The sequence below is a fragment of the Rhodohalobacter sp. 8-1 genome, from assembly GCF_038150125.1.
Taxonomy (GTDB): Bacteria; Bacteroidota; Rhodothermia; order Balneolales; family Balneolaceae; genus SW132.
Genome location: NZ_JBBVMF010000008.1, coordinates 23900 through 44126, shown reverse-complemented (window position 1 = coordinate 44126; position 20227 = coordinate 23900). Strand labels below are relative to the sequence as shown.

Sequence of the window (20227 nt, the reverse complement as noted above, 5' to 3'; positions counted from 1 at the left end):
AGAAATTAACCACATAAGTTTACAGTAACCTTTATAACCTACGATCATTATGGGTAAACCTACCGGATTTATGGAGTTTGATCGCAAGACAACTCCTTACAGAAAACCGACTAAAAGGATAAAAGACTGGGAAGAGTTATATCTGAAGATGCCTGAAGAGGATCTTCGGGAACAAGGAGCCCGCTGCATGGACTGCGGAATCCCGTTTTGCCAAACCGGCGACGACTGGGGCGGCAAATCGCTCGGATGCCCTATTCACAACCTGATACCCGAGTGGAATGACCTTGTCTACCGCGGCAAATGGAAGGAAGCCCTGAACAGGTTACACAAGACCAATAATTTTCCGGAATTTACGGGACGGGTATGCCCTGCTCCGTGTGAAAGTTCGTGTGTACTGGGAATCACAAATCCGCCGGTAGCTATCAAAAGCATTGAACAAGCAATTATCGACCGCGGGTTTGAGGAGGGATGGGTTGTTCCCAACCCGCCTGACAAACGAACCGGCAAGACCGTGGGTGTAATTGGCTCCGGGCCGGCAGGCCTTGCAGCGGCTGCGCAGCTCAATAAAGCGGGACACAACGTTACCGTTTATGAGCGTGCCGATCGAATTGGCGGATTGCTTACATACGGCATCCCCAATATGAAGCTCGATAAATCCATTGTACAGCGCAGGGTTGATCTGCTCAAAGAAGAAGGAATTGAATTTGTTGTAAATACGGAAATTGGAAAAGATATACCTGCTCAAGACCTTCAAAAGAAACATGATGCCTTAATTCTTGCCGGCGGTGCTACCAATCCTCGTGACCTACCCATTGACGGACGTGAACTGGACGGCATACACTTTGCCATGGAATTTCTCCATGCCGATACCAAAAGCCTGCTCGATTCCGACCATGACGATGACAACTACATCTCCGCAAAAGATAAGCACGTGATTGTGATTGGCGGGGGAGATACCGGCACCGACTGCGTGAGTACATCAATGAGGCATGAATGCGAATCTCTCACGCAATTCGAAATTATGCCCAAACCGCCTGAGGATCGCTCAGATGACAATCCCTGGCCCGAATGGCCCAACGTATACAAGCTGGACTATGGGCAGGAAGAGGTCCGGAAGAAGTTTGGCGATGACCCCCGGGAATATGAGATGATGACGAAAAAGTTTGTGGGTGATGGAGATGGCAATGTGAAAGAACTGCACACTGTTCAGGTGAAATGGGAACAGGGCGAAAATGGCCGTATGAAACCGGTGGAAGTTGAAGGCAGCCATAAAGTCTGGAAAGCCGATCTTGTTCTGCTGGCCATGGGATTTTTGGGGCCTGAAAATCCCCTGCTCGAACAGCTTGATGTTGAACGGGATGATCGCAGCAACGCAAAGGCCGAACACGGTGAATATGACACAAACCTGGAAGGTGTTTTTGCAGCCGGAGATATGCGACGCGGCCAAAGCCTGATTGTCTGGGCCATCAACGAAGGCCGCGGAGCCGCCCGCGAATGCGACCGCTGGCTGATGGGGCACACGGAATTGCCTTAATCTCGTTTTAAGATAGGCCGAAGATTTTTCTTAGAAAAGCACTTGGCCTATTTCCTTTCAAAGCTAATCAGGAATCCTCATCAGAAACAACTTCCTCTGCCGCCTCCTGCTCGGTTTGATCTGTTCGCCGGGCTTTTTCCTGGAAGATTAGCAGCAGTGATGACTCTATATCGTCCCGGATATTTTCATGGATAGAGGTGAACCACTTCTCTCTCTTATCATCCTGAGACTCGCACAGCACCACAAGATCATCGCTTCCGGAAATCTGCAGGATCGCTTCCTCGACATCGTCCACTTCCACACTGTTAAATTTAATATCTGATTTATCGATGCCCACCTGGAGAAACGTTTTCAGCCCGGCTGCTTTTAATTTATCAATAGATGTGCCTGATTCTTTCTGCGCCACAAAAAATAGCGAGACCGGTGCCTGGCTATAGCTATTAAGTTCTCTCACGATAGTTGCGAGCCGTCTGTTGATTTGATCCTCTTGGTAAATAGGCACCAGAATCCTGTTCATTTCATCCATTGGTTTTGGAATCAGAAGCGCGTGAACATTCTCCTCATCAAGAAAATTTTGAAGCAGCTCGGAGTAATCTGTAGTAAACTCAAGCTGACTCACCGTATCGATTGAGGTGAATGACAAATCATTCAAATAGTTCTCAAACTCTTCTCGTGTTTTCTCATCTAATTCCTCTTCCGACTGTTCGGGATGCGTCTGTTCGGGGCTGATCCGGTATCCCAATACAAACAAGTTCAGGTTTCGGAATGCTTTAAAAAGATCGATCGGCGGAAGTTCAGGATCGGGAAGTTCCACCGTCAGTAAAATTTTAGGTTCCCGCATCCTCGGCAGTATATGAGGCGGCGACGGTCTTGGCAGCGATATGCCTCTCGCATAAAAGAGATACCACAAGGCTGATACACCCAGGATGCTCAGGCCGATCAGGAGCGAATCACGCTGCATAAAAAAGATAATCCCAAAACTTGTCAATGCGCCCAAAAACGGTGTCAATGCCCCTCCGGGTGCACGATAGGTGGGTACGTACCAAACTGGTTTTTTTCTTCTGAGAATCAGCAGGGATACGCAAATTAACCCGTAAAAGACCAGGTGTAGCAGCGAGGCAACCTCTGCAAGCACTTCCAGTCCGCCATACAGAGTGATCGCCGAAATTGGCAAACCTGCCATCAATATCGCTATATGAGGCGTCCCGAATGTTTCGTTCACTTTTGATGCAATGCCAGGTATCATGCCGTCTTTATCGAGAGCGTAAACAGCCCGGGATGAGCTTAATACCGAGGCGTTTGCACTTGAAAGAGTGGCTAACAGAGCAGCAAAAAGAACAACGGTGCCCCCAACCGGCCCGATGATAATCTCCGAAACCCGTGTTATAGCATTTTCTCCCAGATTGAACAGTTCATCTTCCGGAATGTAGATGGACGTAATGTAAATTGCCGTCACGTATAACAGTCCCACAATCACTACGCTGCCAACGAGCGCACGAGGAAGATTTTTATATGGCTCTTTTATTTCCCCGGCGATGGTTGCAATCTGAACAAACCCTAAAAACGATGTAAATATCAGGGCTACCGTAGAAATAACAGGAAAACTCCCTTCTGAAAAAAGGGGAGCCGATAGCCGCCGGGTATCGCCAAATAGAGATGTGCTTTCTGCAAGCCCATAAATAAAAAGAACTCCAAGAATTCCCGTCAGCGTAACAACGATAAGATTCTGAAGTTTGCCGACATTTTTTGTTCCGATAATGTTCAGTATCGTAAGAAACAGTCCTGTTCCCGATGCAACCATTATTTCAGGATCACCGGGGCTATAACCGAACTGTATAAAAAGTTCAGCAACATAGCGGCCGAATCCCACCAGGTAAAAAGCACTGGCAAAAACCAATCCAAACCACTGCCCTATTCCAACAAACATACCAAAAGATGGCCCCATCGCCCTGGATACATAATAATACGCTCCGCCATTTTCGGGCATCGCCGTAGAAAGTTCAGCGGCAGAAAAAGCAACCAGGAGAGCAATCACTCCCCCGATGGCAAACGAAAACATCGCTGCGGGACCTGCGTAACTTATCGCAATACCTGGAAATACAAATATACCTGCCCCAACCATGGTCCCTATTCCAATGGCCAGGGCCTGAGATAATGGTAACGTCCGATGAAGTGTATTAGCAGATTTGGAATTACTCAATTTCTGCGAATTAGCTTTTTAGATTTTCAAGTATGTAAATTAACGCCTGCAATATTCATTAATAAAGAACAGATTACAGCTTTTAAAGGTCATAAAAATAGATCAAACTTACCTTAAAAATCTCAGTATCACATGTACTCTTATGATGCGGGAGGTTTCAGATATGTGAGTAAGACACCCATAAAAACAATTGCCAGCCCTGCCAGGTCAACGATCTGAACATCATCACCGAAGGCCAGCCATGCCATAATCATAGTTACGGGCGGCCCGAGGTAAAACAGAGATGCGACTTTTGTAGCGTCCATACGATCAATCAACATCCACATCAGCGCATAGGCACCAAATGAAACGCCCAATACGAGCCAGATCATTGCTGAGATGAAAACGAAATTCCACTCAACTGCAAAATTCTCTATAAAAAGTGCAGGCACCGCCACTGCTACCGATGTTCCCAGGCTCTGGTAAAAAAGTGATAACCCAATTGAATGCTTCTGATGATCTTTTTTCAGGCTTAATTTACGCTGATAAAGACTGGCAGCCGTTATGGCAATGACCGACCCGAGTGGAATAAACCATGCGAACATGTTAGAATAATCCTGAAAATCCACCCGGCTTAATACAGGAATAGCAACACCTGTAAACCCCACAACCAAACCAGCCCACCTACTCCATGGTGTAGGTTCGCCAACTACCTTACCCGATAGTGCGCCCGTTGCAAGAGGCTGAAGTGCAACCACAAGAGCCACAAGGCCGGCAGGCACACCATAATCAATAGCAAGTAGTACGCACGATAGCCAAACGCCATGAGCAAGTACACCAATCAACATCTTTTGCCGGACATATCGCCACCCGGTCCAGTAAAGTTGATTTGTTACATTTAAATATAGAACAACGAGCATTGTTAATGCGAGATAGCGATAAAATATAAAAGTAAAAGGTCCGGCATAAGGCAAGCCATACTCAGCTCCAATAAATCCCGAATTCCACAAAATCACAAAACCCGTGATTAGCCAAATATTTTTCTGCTGGTTTTTATCTTGCATGTCGTAAAAGCTTTACTCGTGGAGATACTTCGGTCTCATCTGTCCTGGATCTTATGATTCCTTCGAAAGATAGAGTTTCTCCTGATCAGCAATTGATCTCTTGTAAATATAATCAGTAATCTGATTCAACCTGTAAATGCTCATAAGATATTCGAACTCTGTCATATAGCTTAATGAACTACCTCGGGGCAGAGCCCGCGAGGTATCAAATTAGAACACCATAACTTTTTGGTCAATATGGAGTTTATTTTGGAGTGTCCCCCTTTGAAGGGGGCAATGGGGGATGATTCATTGTGGATCAGAACCAAGTTATTTGATAGTTCAAAACTCAGAAAGTCATCCCCCGACTCACTCCGTTCGCTTCCCCCTTCAAAGGGGGACTTTTGTCTTTTCCGACCCAGAGGGTCGGGGAATTAAACCACTTTTGATTAAAGCTCTTGTTTTACTAACAGAATCATCTGCAACAAAAGTTCTTTTAATCATTCTACTTTCAGGGACTCAATTGAGTGTCGACAACGAATTTTTTGATGAGATTTAAAAAGAACGTTGTAGAAGTAATTTGTAAAGCCTTATATTCGACATCTAAATTGTTCTCGGACAAACTAAACGTTTTTAACATATTAGGATAAGCACTTTAGTTAGTTAATCGTTAGTAAAACGGCCCAACATTCGGGAAACAGAACTACGATCTACGTTCTCAACAAAGTTGAAAAAGTGCGTTCTAAGTGGTTGAAAATAAACAATTTACATTTTTTGCCTCGGTGGCGGAATTGGTAGACGCGTTGGACTTAAAATCCAATTGGTATTTAAATGCCAGTGCCGGTTCGAGCCCGGCCCGAGGTACTCTAAACCCTTGCAAGTCAATTGTTTATGATTTGCGGGGGTTTTTTATTTCTACTTATGCCAGTAACAAAGAATTTTTCGGGGACAACAGGGGGACAACAGACTTGATTGGTATACCAGTAATTATGATCATTGTGCTCCGCTCCTATTAGTAAAAACAGATTGATTCTTGAGATCTGATTTTATCAATCAATGCTCGATAAGCATTAATATACCACCCGAACTCTTATGGTTCTTTCAATATAGATGATGGTTGGCACTTAACAACTTTCATTACCTTAACCCCCTACCGAAAACTCAACAGTTCATTTCGCTTCTCGTTACCACTGAACGCCAATTTCTCCAATAGGCTCGATATCTGAGTAAAAATATGCGTTACTATAATCAAAGTTATTTCCACTTCGTGAACATTAGGCACAGCATTAGTGTAAGACACTTACTAAGCAGACTATCAGTTAAAACCGGTATGGTTTTGTATGGTGTTGAATCTTGAGCTCTTTAACTTCTTATGTACCTGAGGCCATCAGCTTAATTAGACTAAAAGCTGACCACGGATTTGGGTAGAAATTCAACTGAGAATATGGGATCTAGTTTTGCAGATTTTGCTATTCAAACTTTGTATTCACTGGCTCTGATTTGCAATATCCATAGAAGGAAAAACAGTATTGGTTACAGATATTATCGCCGTTTTATTCGGACTTTTTTGGGGCTCCATTTGGACGACTTAAATAATCGGATTACTATTCAATAGAATGTTTGGCTGATGGCCCAAAAAGAAATACATGTTAGCTACAAAGACTATGAATGACCACGAACTAACTTGGTACATGCAAGAAATATCTATGCATTCTTTAGGTGCTGACTTAGCATTTAAAGCACTAATTGATGCTATAAATAATTCTGAGACTCGGCAAACTCGTCTTGTATGGTTCCACCTTTCTTCTTTTTTAGCTCATGCTGCAATGATATCAAAATATTTGTCACCAATAAATCCTCGCGGTACCAAAATAGATCGAATGAATGAATTGCGTGATAAACTGAACGTGGATATAGACTCAGAGGTACTGCCCAGAAATGCCCGAGATAACATTGAACATTTTGATGAGAGAATAGATAATTGGGTTGGAAGTGAAAATACTATTCTTGAGATTGTATTGGATAATAGACGAGCATTTGACTATCTAGATGTTAATAGCAAAAATGTTAAGCGCGTACTTCTTCAGGAAGAACTAATATTTGTTTCAGAGAAAAGAGATGAGAGCAAATTTGAGCTAGAATTAGAGCCATTAATTACAGAAATAAGGCGAATTGGTGAAGAAGCTACCTCTTGGATTGATGATTCATCACCTTATAATTTTATCTATCCAGAATAATGTAGCTGATCGAGTAGACGGCCGTGAGCAATAGGCTCACGGTGTGCCTCTCACACCACCGTACGTACGGATCGCGTAGACGGCGGTTCACCAACCATCACTTCAACCAGTCTTTTCACTGGCTGGAGCTATCTCCTACTTTCATACTGGGCTGCATGACTGCCGGAAAACTATTCGTTTTGCAGCCTTGCTCCCAATTCAGTTTCTGAGAGAACAGCGTTCAGCCCTTCATCCAGCAATGCCGGATTACTATGGCTTTGGCTGACTTCCTGACTCTATAAGCAGTCAGGATCTCCCCGGGTAAGAATGCCTTCTTTCCTCCAATGCCTGCCGTATCTACTTAATGAACATGCACCTTTCGGTGTTTGAGACGTTACAATGATGTGCTTGCTCGTCCAGTTCATTAAGCCTCGTATACGGTTCCTGTTCGTCAGTACCGGATTTTGCAGTCTCGCTTCCTTCAGACTTACGGTTACCCGCAACGCCCTTGCGACTTGCTAATGGTTCAGGGCGTCACCCCTGCCCATAGGGGCTTTCACCCTCAAGATTATTGACTTACATTGTAAGCCAAGGCACACACAAAGCGTTTTAAATCGGACGGGGTGCGATCGTATTTGTTTGTAAGGAATTAATTTCGCTACTTCAAAGAAATTATATCCCCGCGCCATCTAAACGCTGGCTCGTTATACCTAATAAAACATTATGGACTTAATCAGTGCACTACTTGGGATTATAATTGGAATTTTAGGTACTTGGATTTCGTACAGAAATAGAGTATCCCCTCAAAGACAAATACTCTATTCTAAACAATCTGAAGTATATACAGATGTACTACGTAAGGCTGATGAGATATACTATTTTGCCCTCCGATATATAAATGCTACTGATGAGGATAAAAAAGATGCTCAAGAGGACTTTCAAAGAGACTATTTAGAGTTTACAGTTGAGACTTCACACATTGGAGCTATAGCACCAACGGGAGTTTATCTTGCGTATGGAGACTTTGCAAGTTTACTTGGTGGTATATGCAATCCCAATAGTCACAACTTAGTAAAAGTGACACAAGAAGACTTAATCAAAGCTTACTATCAATTTCTGAATAGTATTAGAAGATCGATGGGAGTTGATTCATTAACTGAAGAATCAATGAGTCTGTACAGGAAACCTACTGATACACGAAATTATCTGGATTTAGATTTTTTTCACGAAGAACTAAAAAATGTTAAATGACCTTTATCTTTATGTATAACAATCATTTCCAGCGGATGTGTAACTGATGTTTGCTCGAAGCTAAAATTGAATGCCACGCTGCAGTAATGTTGCACCATTTTACGGCATAAGCACAAGTTTATTCAAGAAATCCGTTTTACAAATGTACAACAATTTAAGACTTGCTAACCTCACTTTGATTGCCCTTAATCTTGTCGGCTTCTATATCATACTATCTATTGGGGTACAAATTCTCCCGAAAATATCAGTAAACTGGTCTGATACTTTTGTAACTAATTACAATAATGTACTTCTCAGTCTTTCATACAGTTTTATTGCCGCTACTTTATTTTATTTATTGATTAATTATTTACCCAAAACAGAAAAAAAGAAAAGGTTTCAGCCTGTTGTAAAAAGAGATATTAAAAAAATACACTCTCTTTTTATTAATATGATTAATACAATGGAACCAGATTCAGTAAAACATGAAAATATTCCTGACTATAATAAATTTGAGAATTTGATGGAAGGAATATCTACCTATAAAAAATATCCTCCTACTAAGGGGTTGATAACAGAGGCCTCTTACTTAAAGACTTTTCTATACTTAAAAGTAGAGACCAAAGAAATAATTAGTCATATTCACCTCTTTAAAGAATATGTCCCAATAGAAATAATTTCGCTTTTAGAAGACTTAAATGACTCGAGATTTTTTAAAGATGTAGTCCTTTTTAATTCTTTAAATAAATTGGGTAATGAGAATATGAAATTATTTGCTGAACCATTTTATGATGGTTTCAAAATTGTTAAGCAATTAAAAGACGCAGCAGAAAAACTGTACGATTGATGCCGACAGTAAGCGCATCAACTGTGGACGCGGACGGAGCTTCTATTTCCAGGAGTGCTTTGTTTTAAAATTTTAATCGTTTATTAATTTATATTTTCAGCGCCCGTTATGCTGCAATTGTTTCGTGGTATCTATTTATATAATGAATTTTAAAATCTATGTTACAAGAAAAATATGAGTATTGTAAATGTGGAAGTGGCTTAAAGTATAAGTTTTGTCATATGAAACTACATTTAGCTAAAGGAGAAAAACGTTTACAGGCTTCCCACGAACTATATCTCAAGCAATGGGAGCATACATCCAGGTTTTTCTATGAAAAAGGCTATTACAAATGGATGGCAAAACAATTATCACATATCAATCCTAAAGTAATACTGGACATTGGTTGTGGAAGTGGATATGGAATTGTGGAGTTGATTAATCAATTAGATGATCAAAAAAAATTAATATCAGTAGAAGAAAACCGTGAATGTATCAAAACTGCACAAAAGAACATTCTTAGACATTGTGGGGTTGAGTGTACTGTTACAGAGCGGATAATCGTTAAGCAACATATAGCATCTCATAATTACGAACATGAGCCGATTAATATTACAGATTTGGCGAATATAAGTTTAATTGAATCTGATCTATTGACTGATCCTTATCTTGATGATATCAAAGATTATTTTGGTGAGTTTGATCTGGTCACTATTTGGTTGATAGGTAGCCATAATTTACGTGACGAATGCAAACAAATTCATAAAAATCAATATCGTCTTCAAGTTCAAAATAAGGTCTATGATATAGCTGATATATTTTTGAAGAAAGGTGGCGTTCTGAATATAGTTGATAGAGGTGAGTTGCCAAGTAGTCAACATTTAATCGACGATATTATAAACTCACATAGAGATCAGGCAAAAGGCACTGGCTTAGATGTAAAAAGTGTTGAATTTTTGGAATACGAAGAACCAGATATCGGAATTTCACTCAAAATTGTACCAGGTAGTTCGGGTAGAGTTGTAGAGAATCCGACTAAGTCATTTTCATCAATAATTGTGGAAAAAAAATAACCCACTAATCTTACATTTTGCATCATAACCAGCAATTCCTGCTTACGGTTTTACCACGCCCCGGCGTGACACCAAACATATATAGAGGCTCAGCATTTCAACAGCTTTCAACTGACAAACGATTAAAATGGTCAGGCTGCCGTACCGCCGATCATATACTTAGCTCATCACCTGGTAAAAGATTATTCAGCGTGAAACTTCAATTCAGTTGAATTCTCACTGGCTGCTCACCAAATAATTCAAGAACTAGCTCCACCGAATGAAATATCTCAGGATTGGCCAGGAAATGTATAAATAGCAGGTCTAAATCCTGTTCAGGCAAGTCTCCGTTTATGTATTCCCAGATTAGTCGCTCCATCGTATTATATTGAGTTTCTCTTTATAGTATGATCTAATATAGTGCGAGGCCTTACAGATTTTTTTGTATAGGTTGAAGCTTAAAAGTTTATTTGCCCGGCAAATCTTGTTCTATTACATTTTCCAGAGTAAGCATAAGATCCAATTCATCAATTATGATCAATTTTCAGGTAAACGACCCGAGCTTAGAGTCCCAGTGGAGGGCTATCATATTATTTGGTAAAAACTCAGCTACCTATAAGTTTGCCTTTGCGAAAAGTTTACTGGAATTAGTAGATCATGAAACAACAAGAATTAGTTTATCTGATCTGGCAGAACCATTTTCTCAAAACATCATTGAGCATCTCAAAGAGAATGATAAACAAGGAAGCGCGTCCTCAAGTAAATTCTTAGATACCTGCAGACAGCATATTGCGGGTGAGGTATCCAAAGAGCAGCTACTGGAGTCTACTGAAAGGCTTGGCTTCGTAAACGTGGTAGATGCATTTCAAAACGTGAATGGAGGCAACATACCAGATCCACTTTACGAGAAAGATTACTCGCGAGGAAAAAAAGATATCGTTATAACTGATAATTTATTGAAGCTGAAAGAGTCCTATCACATCCAAAATTTTGATTCTGAAGTAGAAGCTCGCTGGAGCTTAGTTGAAACAGCCTGGAATTTGAACATTAATCCACGCCTTCTCGAAGTGAAGTATGATGAGGACTTATCTTACTTCTTTATAGAAAATGAGCTTTTAAGAAGAATTAACATCACCTCGGTTAGAGGCGCATTGAATGGCTACCAAAAGGGTAAGTGCTTCTACAGTTTTCGAGATATTTCAGTAAATCCCGACTCTGATAATCTCTGTGATGTTGACCACTTCTTGCCTCATGTTAATAAAGGATTGCACTTTGAGAGTGAAGCTAATTTGGATGGTGTATGGAATTTGGTTCTGGCTGACAAATCACTGAACAGGCACGATAAAAAGGCCATAATTCCTGATATTAAATTCTTGAAGAGATTATATAATCGAAATGAGTATTACATAGATAGTAAACATCCTCTTGCGGAAACGATTATTAACCAAACCGGAAAAACTAAAGAGAAGAGAAAAAAATTTTTAGAAGCTCAATTCAATCTTGCGCTCAGCCAGTCAATCCACACCTGGAAACCAGAAATAGAACTACCGGGTAGTTTCTGATGTGTGTTTTTTCCGCCATACCTAAAGATCAGATTCTGTTTGAGGCCGACCATTTCTATATAATTGAGGATAAATATCCGGTCTCACCAGGTCACTTGCTAATTGTATCGAGAATAGAGAAGGAAGATTACTTCTCATTGGATAAAGTTGAAAGGGCTGAGTTGTCTGAAGTCATAATCAAAGCCAAGGAGTTAATTGAGAGTAATCACAATCCCGACGGATATAATATAGGAATGAACTGCGGTGAAGTGGCTGGCCAAACAGTGATGCATTTTCATTGTCACGTCATTCCTAGATATGAAGGAGATATGGATGACCCTCGGGGTGGTGTTAGGCATTCGGTGGCTGGGATGGGATATTATTAGATTAAAGAGAAAAATGAGATGAACTTACTAAAAGCTATATTTAACTCATATTTTGGGGACTACAATTTTATACAAATTATAGATCCGACTGTAATGTTAGTTTCTGGAGTTGTTTGTTTTGAAAATTTAGCTGTTTATTAAGTTATGGCTCCCTATCTCATAGTAGACAAGATCGTCATCTTGCTAAGTACTTTAATTATAAAAATATGAAATTCACATATATCTCTTTTCCCAGTATATGAAGATGAAATACTATTAAGTGGGGCTTTGCGCAATTCCTCGTACTTCGAGATTCAAGGTTGATTTCTTAATTACATAAACCAGGTAAATACATGAGCATTGATTTAAGGACTCACAAAATCTTATGGGCCAAGTCAGGAAACCGTTGTGCGTACGAAGGTTGTAAAAATGAGCTTGTCATTGATGAAACCATTACAGATGATGATTCAATAATAGGGGAAGAGGCTCATATTGTAGCAAGAAAGGAAAATGGACCAAGGGGAAATCATGATTTATCTCAAGCAGAAAGGGATGAATATTCTAATCTGATACTATTGTGTAGAAATCATCACAAAGAAATTGACGACCAAGTCAAAAAATACACTGTTGAAGCTCTTCTAGAAATGAAGAGAAAACATGAAAAATGGGTTAAGGCGAATTTGGAATTTGGACTAAATGATGTAAAAATTGATCTTAAGTATTCAAATTATTTAGATGAAATAATAAAAATGGCGGATTTTAATGGTTGGAATAATTGGACTTCCTATTTGTTAAGTAGTGGACAACCAAGTATAAATAAAAAACAATATGAATCCCTCCAAAAAATTCCAGAATACATTGTAAATAGGTATTGGCCAAGGAAATATCCAGAACTAGAATCGGCAATTTACAATTTCAAAAATGTCCTCAATAGTTTAACTAAGGTATTTGATAAATATAAAGAAGAAAGAAATGGCGAATTATGGACTCGCAAATTCTACAAGATTGATAGATATGATCCAAAAATTTACGAAGACCAGCTGGACAAGTTCAATTATCATGTTGATTTAGTTGAAGATCTTACATTAGAATTAACTAGGGCAGGAAATTTTTTATGCGAAAAAATCCGTGATACAATACATCCAACTTTTCGAGAAGAGGAGGGGAAATTATTGGTTACGAGTGGTCCAGATATGGCTTTTGAATGGACCACATTCACTCTGGAATATAGCAAGGAAGAGAGAGAGAATGGTCTTTATCCTGGTTTACAGAAATTTCTAAAGGTTAGAGCAAAAAGAGATATCCATTTTGGTGAAGGAATTAGAGAGGATTATTGGATTTAAAAATCATACCTCCTAAGGATTGAAACTGCTGAAGCTGATTTAATCAACCTTAATTTTTGAAATAGAGAGAGACGGAAACAAATAAAAATCATTCTTGATAACTTTTCAACTCGCCGTTCTCAAAGTAAAGATAAAAATCTTTGACCCCTTCACTATAGACCCACTGCTCGTGCACGCCCCAATCTCCAACGTCTCGGTTTATATCAGATGGTCTGCCTACAGCCAGCATTACTTGACGTTGAGACATACCAATTCGATAATCTTGGTTCTTGATTGCTGAAACGATTGAATTGCTCCATTCAGGATCTAACGGGTCATTCTGAAAATAGTAATCGGTGTTATACGGAATTAGAGCTTCTTCATTGCCCTCCGTTTCAACCTCAAGCATAAGTGGTGATATGATATTAATCCCTGACGAAGAATTTGAATTGTCCACATAACTTGCAAGCATAATGTCAGATATATTTACCTTTTCCAAGTGCTCCAATTTGGCATTCTTCTGATATGATTCTTGAATATTTCTAAATCTCCTTCTTCTATCTACCCAAATCTCTTTCTCAATCATACTTTTCGCTTCACTGTAGATAGTCTTCCTAACATAATCAACTCCTGCTAAACCTGTGTTGATATAAACTATGTCACAATTGGATAGTATAATCTTGTGATAATTATCGGAGAGTGGATAATTGGACTTTTCCTGAGCACCTACTTCAGTAACGATTTTCCCCTCTTTATTTCTATAACTTCGATAAGATATGTGATCCGCAGTTAGAGAAGGTTCCACCTTTATAGAAAAATAGCCTATTTCGGCTGGTGAAATAGATGAGTCAGAATAGTATGATTCTTGCTTCACCTCTGACTTCGTAGCTAAGATTATCTCCTCTCCCTGTAGTTCGGAATAAGAACATGAAGGCATTTTCTCAGGTACACCTTCTGGTCTCATTAAATCAAAACCATCTGCGGTAGAAGATGTATCGTAATGATCAGGAATACTCATACAACCCACTAAGAAACAAAGTAGAGCTATGTAAACTTGTTTCATCATACTCATGAGACTATTAATAATGAAAATTCAAAAGGACTCAGTGATACTCATTATTCTAAATCACTTAACTTGGGCACTCTCAATTAATTTTATGTCACATAGAAGTATTTATCTAATCCCCTAAAGCTAATAAGATCAGCTGACTTATTTCATACTTTACAAGTCTGAAAACGCTAATGGAGTGAGTTTTTTCGAAATATTTGTTTCATATACAGCGAACCTATTAATAACCCTTCCCTTTTTCAAACTTTCTGCTATTTTAAAGCACCAAAAACTACGTAACCTTTCATCAAACAGATGCTTTTGTATGGCTAACGACACCAAGCATCTCGAACAATTCCTGTGGACGGCCGCTGATAATCTGCGGGCCAACTCCTCTCTAAGCTCTTACGAATATTCGAACCCAGTACTCGGACTCATCTTTTTGCGGTATGCCTGGAGCCGTTTTGTGCCGGTGCACGAGGAGCTCTAAGAGCAGACCACTGGACGGCTAACTATTGGTCCAGACGATTACAAAGCCAATGGTGTGATGTATGTTCTGGAGGAGGCGCGGTATGAGAAGTTCCACTCACTGCCAAAGAATGTGTATATCGCTATGGTGAACTAATTCTATGCACTACGATTTATTCTTTTTGACAAATTTCCAATTTGTTCTATTATCCAACAAAAATCTTATTTACCGCGAACCGGTGAAATAAATGAGCCTCTTCATGCCTGGACGATAAAACTAAGGTACCTCAAGAATTTCATTAAACGCCGATTTTCGTATTCGACTCAGCTGCTATATAGCAATCGGGTAGCAATGGGTAAGCCAGTTATACAAAATGTTGCGGGATTCTTAGTTTCAGTGTTAATGCCTCACGGCCCTGAAACGTTAGCACTTTACCGATATAAATCCAATGTAATGGTACAATACTTCTTAATAATTATTAGAACTATTTTGCACCTCTTGACTTAAGTTATTGAACAATATTCTAACCTTTACAACTCTCAATTTTTTTGGCAATTGAATTGTAAAAAGTGACTGACTCTCAGATCAATAGAATAATTGCTAAGAATTAATCATCATTACCATTTTCATCGTTTTTCAATAATTTTAGCATAACCTCAATTTCATCAAAATCGAATTTATCAAATGCCAAAGTTCGTTGCGTATTTAACGACCTACTTATTTCTCTTAATAAATCATCTACACTATCCTCGGATTTATCATATTTAGAGATCAATAGACTTTTGATTGTATTTCTCCAAAACTCTAACTCCTTAGAGTAATCAGAGATTCTTGCCATTAGAAGAGTTTTAATTTTTCTATGCCTATTGCTCAATTTATCTACACTTTGCATAATACGTTCACTCTCTCCTTGGATTTTTTCTAAATTCTTCAATGATTCAGACATTTTCACTTTTCGCTTATCAAATTCTCTTGATATAAATACAAAAAAAACAAAAACAACAATTGAGTAGAACAGAGCATCTATAGCTACATCTTTTATGATTTCAAGACTCGGACTTCTTAATGAATTAAAATCTTTTACTACAAGTCCTAATTCTTGATTGTTGAGTACCTTGTAATATGATGAGTTAGAATAGTAGGGAAGTAGAGCAAAATACTTTGACTCTGGTTCTATCCCAGAAATAATAAGTTTACTATTCCCCGAGAATTCATTGGCTTCTAATTCAAAATCTAATGCAAAGTTAGATTTGATTTGATCGGTATTGAAACCTTCAGGCACAGATATCCTAATTCCATTCAATGATATATCTGAATTATTTATAATTTCAAGTGTATAAAAATTTGAATTATCAATTCGGACTATAGCGCCTTTTGTTATTTCCCCCTTAAACCTATTTAGATAATCGATTGAAAAATTGACAATGGTTGTAAATAGAAAAGCAACTATTGCAATTGCGATTCCTTCAAGAATTCTTTTTTTACTCATAATTTAGTTTTCAAAGATGGGACCGATTAAACAAGAACAGATTACAAAATTATAGGGGCTTTATAAATGGAGAAATAATTAAGAAGTATGACACCATCAAACTTTTATCATCTTTTTTAAGCTAACAAACATTTCTATTCTTAGTGTTAAAATTTACCATCACCTGATTGGGGTAATCAAAAAATTGCTAATCTTTTAGTGCTTATTTCCTAAATACTCAATAGTTGATTGACTTATTCTATCTACAATTTTAAATACCTCTGGGTTTGCCAGGAAATAAACGAACAGTTCGTCTATATCCTGATCTGATATGGTTCCAGTTATATACTCTCAAATAAGTCTCTCCATAACTCAGATATTCGTTTACTTTTCAAGTATGATCTAAAAAGGGCGATAACCTTACAGTAACTATTCAATTTAACTACCAATAATTGTAGCTTTTCAAATAAATAATTGGCTTTCCATCACGGGTGTCTATGATTCCTACTCTGTGCGTAGGAATTACATTTGAACGCTACTACAAATAAGTTTCTATCATGCCAAGACCAATTAAGTTCGGTGAAATCGACGGAATAGAGGAAGATCTCTGGTTTGAAGGGCGAAAAGAAATGATGCCTACCAGCTTTCATAGAAACTGGGGAAGAGGCATTGACGGCAATGGAATGGTACTGAGGGAGCTTCTGCTATTGTACTCTCTGGAGGCTATGAAGACGATAAAGACTTGGGCACTGAGATAATTTATACTGGCGCCGGAGGCAATGATACGGATACTGGTAAACAAGTAGCAGACCAATCCTGGGAAAACACTGGGAACTCTGGAATCCTTAAGAGCATGAATGAAGGCTTACCAATAAGAGTAATCAGTGGTCACGAACATCACTCAAGTTATTCTCCAAATAGAGGATATACCTATGCTGGCCTTTACAAAGTAGTAGATGCGTGGAGAGAAGAGGGAAAAAGTGGCTATCAAATATGTAGATTCCACTTAGTTTATATTGGAGAAAATGCGCCAGACGAAACTTCAGAACAGATTGAGATAGATTTCAGCAGTGATGGCGGAGGGACAAGAAGGAGTCAAACTACTGTTGATCGTATCATTCGCAATACGAGATTAACACAAGAGATTAAATCACTATATGATAACGCATGCCAAATTTGCGGTACTAAAATTCCAACTAAGAATGGTTTCTACTCTGAAGGAGCACATATCAGACCTTTAGGGGAACCGCATAATGGTGAAGACAGTTTAGATAATCTGCTATGTCTTTGTCCAAATCATCATGTAATGTTAGATAGAGGTGCTTTCTCAATATCGGATGACTTCAAGCTTATAGGAGTTGAAAATAAAGAGTTACTGATGCATCATGATCATGATATTAATAAAGCGAATTTGGCTTATCATAGAAACTGTTTTGAATTCGATTGATCAGTGATACAATTGAATTCTTGCTATATAAGTTGATTACCCGAAGTCACACCCATTAAAAAACCCCTTCCATTTCTCCTAACTTCTTGTATCTTAGCCATCAGAGAACTACTTGAACGAGCTTTTACATGAAGAAATCGGGGCTAACAGAGGCAGATATTCGGACCAAATACATTACACCGGCTCTGGTGGATGCTGGATGGGATATTCAGAAGCAAATACGTGAAGAGAAGTATTTTACCGATGGGCGGATTCGGGTTCGCGGCTCTGTTGCCAAGCGGGACAAGGGGAAAAAAGCAGATTACATTCTCTACTACAAGCGTGGCATTCCACTGGCCGTTATTGAGGCTAAGGATAATTCGCACGCTGTAGGCGCCGGATTACAACAAGGCCTGGATTATGGCGACATTCTTGACATTCCGTTCGTTTATAGTTCTAATGGGGACGGCTTTATCGAACATGATCGTACCAAACATGAAGGTGAGGTTGTCCGCGAACTGACTCTTGACCAGTTCCCATCCCCCGATGATCTATGGCGTCGATACTCTGAATTTAAGGGCTTTACGAATGAAGAGGAGAAGCTCGTCAAACAGCCACACCATTTTGATAAGCAAGGCAGGTCGCTCCGGTACTACCAGGAAATTGCGGTAAATCGAACAATTGAAGCGATTGCCAAAGGTCTTGACAGAATCCTGCTTGTGATGGCGACCGGGACCGGTAAAACACTCACAGCCTTCCAGATTATCTGGCGAATATGGAAATCCGGTGAAAATAAACGAATCTTGTTCCTGGCCGACCGCAATATCCTGGTAGATGATCCCATCCGAAAGTACTTCGGATCAATGAAGGATGTCGTCCACAAGATTCAGCGGGGCAAAGTTAGCAAGGCACACCAGATCTATTTTGCACTCTATCAGGCGGTCACCGGCAATGAAGACTATGCCGACGTCTTTAAAGAGTACTCACGGGACTTTTTTGACCTGATTATCATTGATGAGTGCCATCGAGGAAGTGCTGCAGCTGATTCTGCCTGGCGCCGGGTGTTAGAGTATTTTGATAGTGCTACCCACATTGGCCTCACAGCTACACCTAAGGAGACGACTACCGTTTCCAACATTGACTATTTCGGTGAGCCGGTTTATACCTACTCTCTAAAACAAGGAATTGAGGATGGCTTCCTGGCCCCTTATAAAGTGGTTCGCTTTACAATTGATAAAGACGCTGAGGGCTGGCGTCCCGTGGATGGCTTTACTGATAAGCACGGCAATATAATTCCGGACCGTGAATACAACCAAAAAGACTATGACCGCAATCTCATCCTTGAGAAACGTACTAAGCTCGTGGCTCGCAAGGTTACTGAGTTCTTGAAAGAGACCGACCGATATTCAAAGACGATCGTATTTTGCATCGATATTGATCACGCAGAACGGATGCGTCAAGCACTGATAAACTTGAATGCGGATCTGGTTGCAAAAGACTCTCGATATGTGATGCGTATCACTGGCGATGAGAAAGCCGGTAAGATGCAGCTTGATAATTTTATGGATGAAGAGCAATCCTACCCTGTCATAGCCACCACTTCAAAACTGCTGACCACCGGAGTTGACATTCCTACCTGTAAGTTTATCGTGCTGGATGCCAACATTGGATCAATGACAGAGTTCAAGCAAATCATCGGCCGAGGCACTCGGATCAGTGAAGACTATGGTAAGATGTATTTTACCATTATGGATTTCCGCAATGTAACCCGCCACTTTGCCGATCCTGACTTTGACGGAGTACCAGAGCAGGCCACCCACTTTGGTCCGGATGACACGCCGGTACCAGAGGACGAGATCGAAGTAGATCAAGAGACCGGCGCTGTTGAGGAAGAGGGTGTTGAATGGGATGACGATGGTGGCGAAATCGAAGAGGATAAGGTCAAGCGCTTTTATGTTGACAATGTAGAAGTGAAGCTGTTCAATCAGCGTATTCAGTATTATGGAGACGATGGAAAGCTGGTGACCGAATCCCTGAAAGATTTCTCCCGAAAACAGATTAACGAACGCTACTCCTCGCTGGATGACTTCCTTCGCCACTGGAAAGATTCCGAGAAGAAGCAGGCCATTGTTGAAGAGTTGGAACAGAATGGCGTCGTCTTCAAAGAACTTCAAAAGATGGTAGACAAAGACCTTGATCCGTTTGATTTGATCTGTCATGTAGCCTTCGACCAGCCACCCCTCACCCGGAAAGAACGTGCAGAAAGCGTGAAAAAGCGAAACTACTTTGGTAAGTACTCTGGCACTGCAAAACAAGTGCTTCAGGCCCTTCTGGATAAGTATGAAGATGAAGGCCTTGAAAACCTGGAGGATATGAAAGTACTCCGGCTTGATCCGTTCAACAAACTTGGCTCACCAATGGAAATTGTGCAGGAGTTTGGTGGACGGGATGAATATCTTAATGCAATTCATAAAATTGAGAACGAATTGTATTTAGCAAGCTGATAAC

Annotated in this window: 16 protein-coding genes and 1 tRNA gene; 13 read left to right on the top strand and 4 right to left on the bottom strand. The window is 39.9% G+C overall.

Annotated elements, in window-relative coordinates; genetic code table 11:
• Positions 1 to 49: 49 nt before the first annotated feature.
• Positions 50 to 1534 (top strand): glutamate synthase subunit beta, encoded by a 1485-nt coding sequence (locus tag AABW11_RS09840; RefSeq protein WP_340104909.1) that lies wholly within the window; start codon positions 50 to 52, stop codon positions 1532 to 1534.
• A 67-nt stretch (positions 1535 to 1601) separates the two neighbouring features.
• Here the strand turns inward: AABW11_RS09840 and AABW11_RS09835 are convergent, their stop codons facing one another.
• A complete protein-coding gene (locus AABW11_RS09835) occupies positions 1602 to 3734 on the bottom strand; it encodes an APC family permease (protein ID WP_340104908.1) in 2133 nt (710 codons plus the stop codon).
• 140 nt (positions 3735 to 3874) lie between these two features.
• A complete protein-coding gene (locus AABW11_RS09830) occupies positions 3875 to 4777 on the bottom strand; it encodes a DMT family transporter (RefSeq protein ID WP_340104907.1) in 903 nt (300 codons plus the stop codon).
• Positions 4778 to 5532: 755 nt separating this feature from the next.
• Here AABW11_RS09830 and AABW11_RS09825 point away from each other — a divergent pair.
• The 8 genes from AABW11_RS09825 to AABW11_RS09790 all read left to right on the top strand — a co-directional run bounded on the left by AABW11_RS09825 (position 5533) and on the right by AABW11_RS09790 (position 13329).
• Positions 5533 to 5620 (top strand) — tRNA-Leu (locus tag AABW11_RS09825).
• A 782-nt stretch (positions 5621 to 6402) separates the two neighbouring features.
• Positions 6403 to 6993, top strand: coding sequence for a hypothetical protein (locus tag AABW11_RS09820; RefSeq protein ID WP_340104906.1), 591 nt, complete (start codon positions 6403 to 6405; stop codon positions 6991 to 6993).
• 702 nt (positions 6994 to 7695) lie between these two features.
• Complete coding sequence (locus tag AABW11_RS09815) at positions 7696 to 8223, top strand: hypothetical protein (protein WP_340104905.1); 528 nt, start codon at positions 7696 to 7698, stop codon at positions 8221 to 8223.
• A 142-nt stretch (positions 8224 to 8365) separates the two neighbouring features.
• Positions 8366 to 9049, top strand: a complete 684-nt coding sequence (locus AABW11_RS09810; protein ID WP_340104904.1) for a hypothetical protein — start codon at positions 8366 to 8368, stop codon at positions 9047 to 9049.
• Positions 9050 to 9207: 158 nt separating this feature from the next.
• Positions 9208 to 10101, top strand: a complete 894-nt coding sequence (locus tag AABW11_RS09805; RefSeq protein WP_340104903.1) for a hypothetical protein — start codon at positions 9208 to 9210, stop codon at positions 10099 to 10101.
• 512 nt (positions 10102 to 10613) lie between these two features.
• Positions 10614 to 11642: a hypothetical protein gene (locus AABW11_RS09800; protein ID WP_340104902.1), complete on the top strand. Its 1029-nt coding sequence runs from the start codon at positions 10614 to 10616 to the stop codon at positions 11640 to 11642.
• The gene (locus tag AABW11_RS09795; protein ID WP_340104901.1) at positions 11642 to 12007 is read left to right on the top strand and encodes an HIT family protein; all 366 of its coding nucleotides are present in this window, start codon (positions 11642 to 11644) and stop codon (positions 12005 to 12007) included. The genes AABW11_RS09800 and AABW11_RS09795 overlap by 1 nt, the downstream gene beginning before the upstream one ends.
• A gap of 332 nt (positions 12008 to 12339) precedes the next feature.
• The gene (locus tag AABW11_RS09790; protein WP_340104900.1) at positions 12340 to 13329 is read left to right on the top strand and encodes an HNH endonuclease; all 990 of its coding nucleotides are present in this window, start codon (positions 12340 to 12342) and stop codon (positions 13327 to 13329) included.
• Between the two features lie 88 nt (positions 13330 to 13417).
• Here the strand turns inward: AABW11_RS09790 and AABW11_RS09785 are convergent, their stop codons facing one another.
• Positions 13418 to 14374 (bottom strand): hypothetical protein, encoded by a 957-nt coding sequence (locus AABW11_RS09785; RefSeq protein ID WP_340104899.1) that lies wholly within the window; start codon positions 14372 to 14374, stop codon positions 13418 to 13420.
• 307 nt (positions 14375 to 14681) lie between these two features.
• Between AABW11_RS09785 and AABW11_RS09780 the strand changes: the two genes are divergently transcribed.
• Positions 14682 to 14846 carry a type I restriction-modification system subunit M N-terminal domain-containing protein gene (locus AABW11_RS09780; RefSeq protein ID WP_340104898.1) on the top strand — a complete coding sequence of 55 codons (165 nt, stop codon included), beginning with the start codon at positions 14682 to 14684 and terminating at the stop codon, positions 14844 to 14846.
• Between the two features lie 586 nt (positions 14847 to 15432).
• Here AABW11_RS09780 and AABW11_RS09775 read toward each other — a convergent pair.
• On the bottom strand, positions 15433 to 16314 hold the full coding sequence (locus AABW11_RS09775; protein WP_340104897.1) for a hypothetical protein: 882 nt from the start codon (positions 16312 to 16314) through the stop codon (positions 15433 to 15435).
• 536 nt (positions 16315 to 16850) lie between these two features.
• Here AABW11_RS09775 and AABW11_RS09770 point away from each other — a divergent pair.
• The 3 genes from AABW11_RS09770 (at position 16851) to hsdR (ending at position 20223) form a co-directional block, all read left to right on the top strand.
• Positions 16851 to 17051 carry a hypothetical protein gene (locus tag AABW11_RS09770; RefSeq protein ID WP_340104896.1) on the top strand — a complete coding sequence of 67 codons (201 nt, stop codon included), beginning with the start codon at positions 16851 to 16853 and terminating at the stop codon, positions 17049 to 17051.
• Positions 17036 to 17740, top strand: a complete 705-nt coding sequence (locus tag AABW11_RS09765; RefSeq protein WP_340104895.1) for a YDG/SRA domain-containing protein — start codon at positions 17036 to 17038, stop codon at positions 17738 to 17740. Before AABW11_RS09770 ends, AABW11_RS09765 begins: the two co-directional genes overlap by 16 nt.
• A 128-nt stretch (positions 17741 to 17868) precedes the next feature.
• Positions 17869 to 20223, top strand: a complete 2355-nt coding sequence (gene hsdR / locus AABW11_RS09760; protein WP_340104894.1) for an EcoAI/FtnUII family type I restriction enzme subunit R — start codon at positions 17869 to 17871, stop codon at positions 20221 to 20223.
• Positions 20224 to 20227 lie beyond the last annotated feature (4 nt).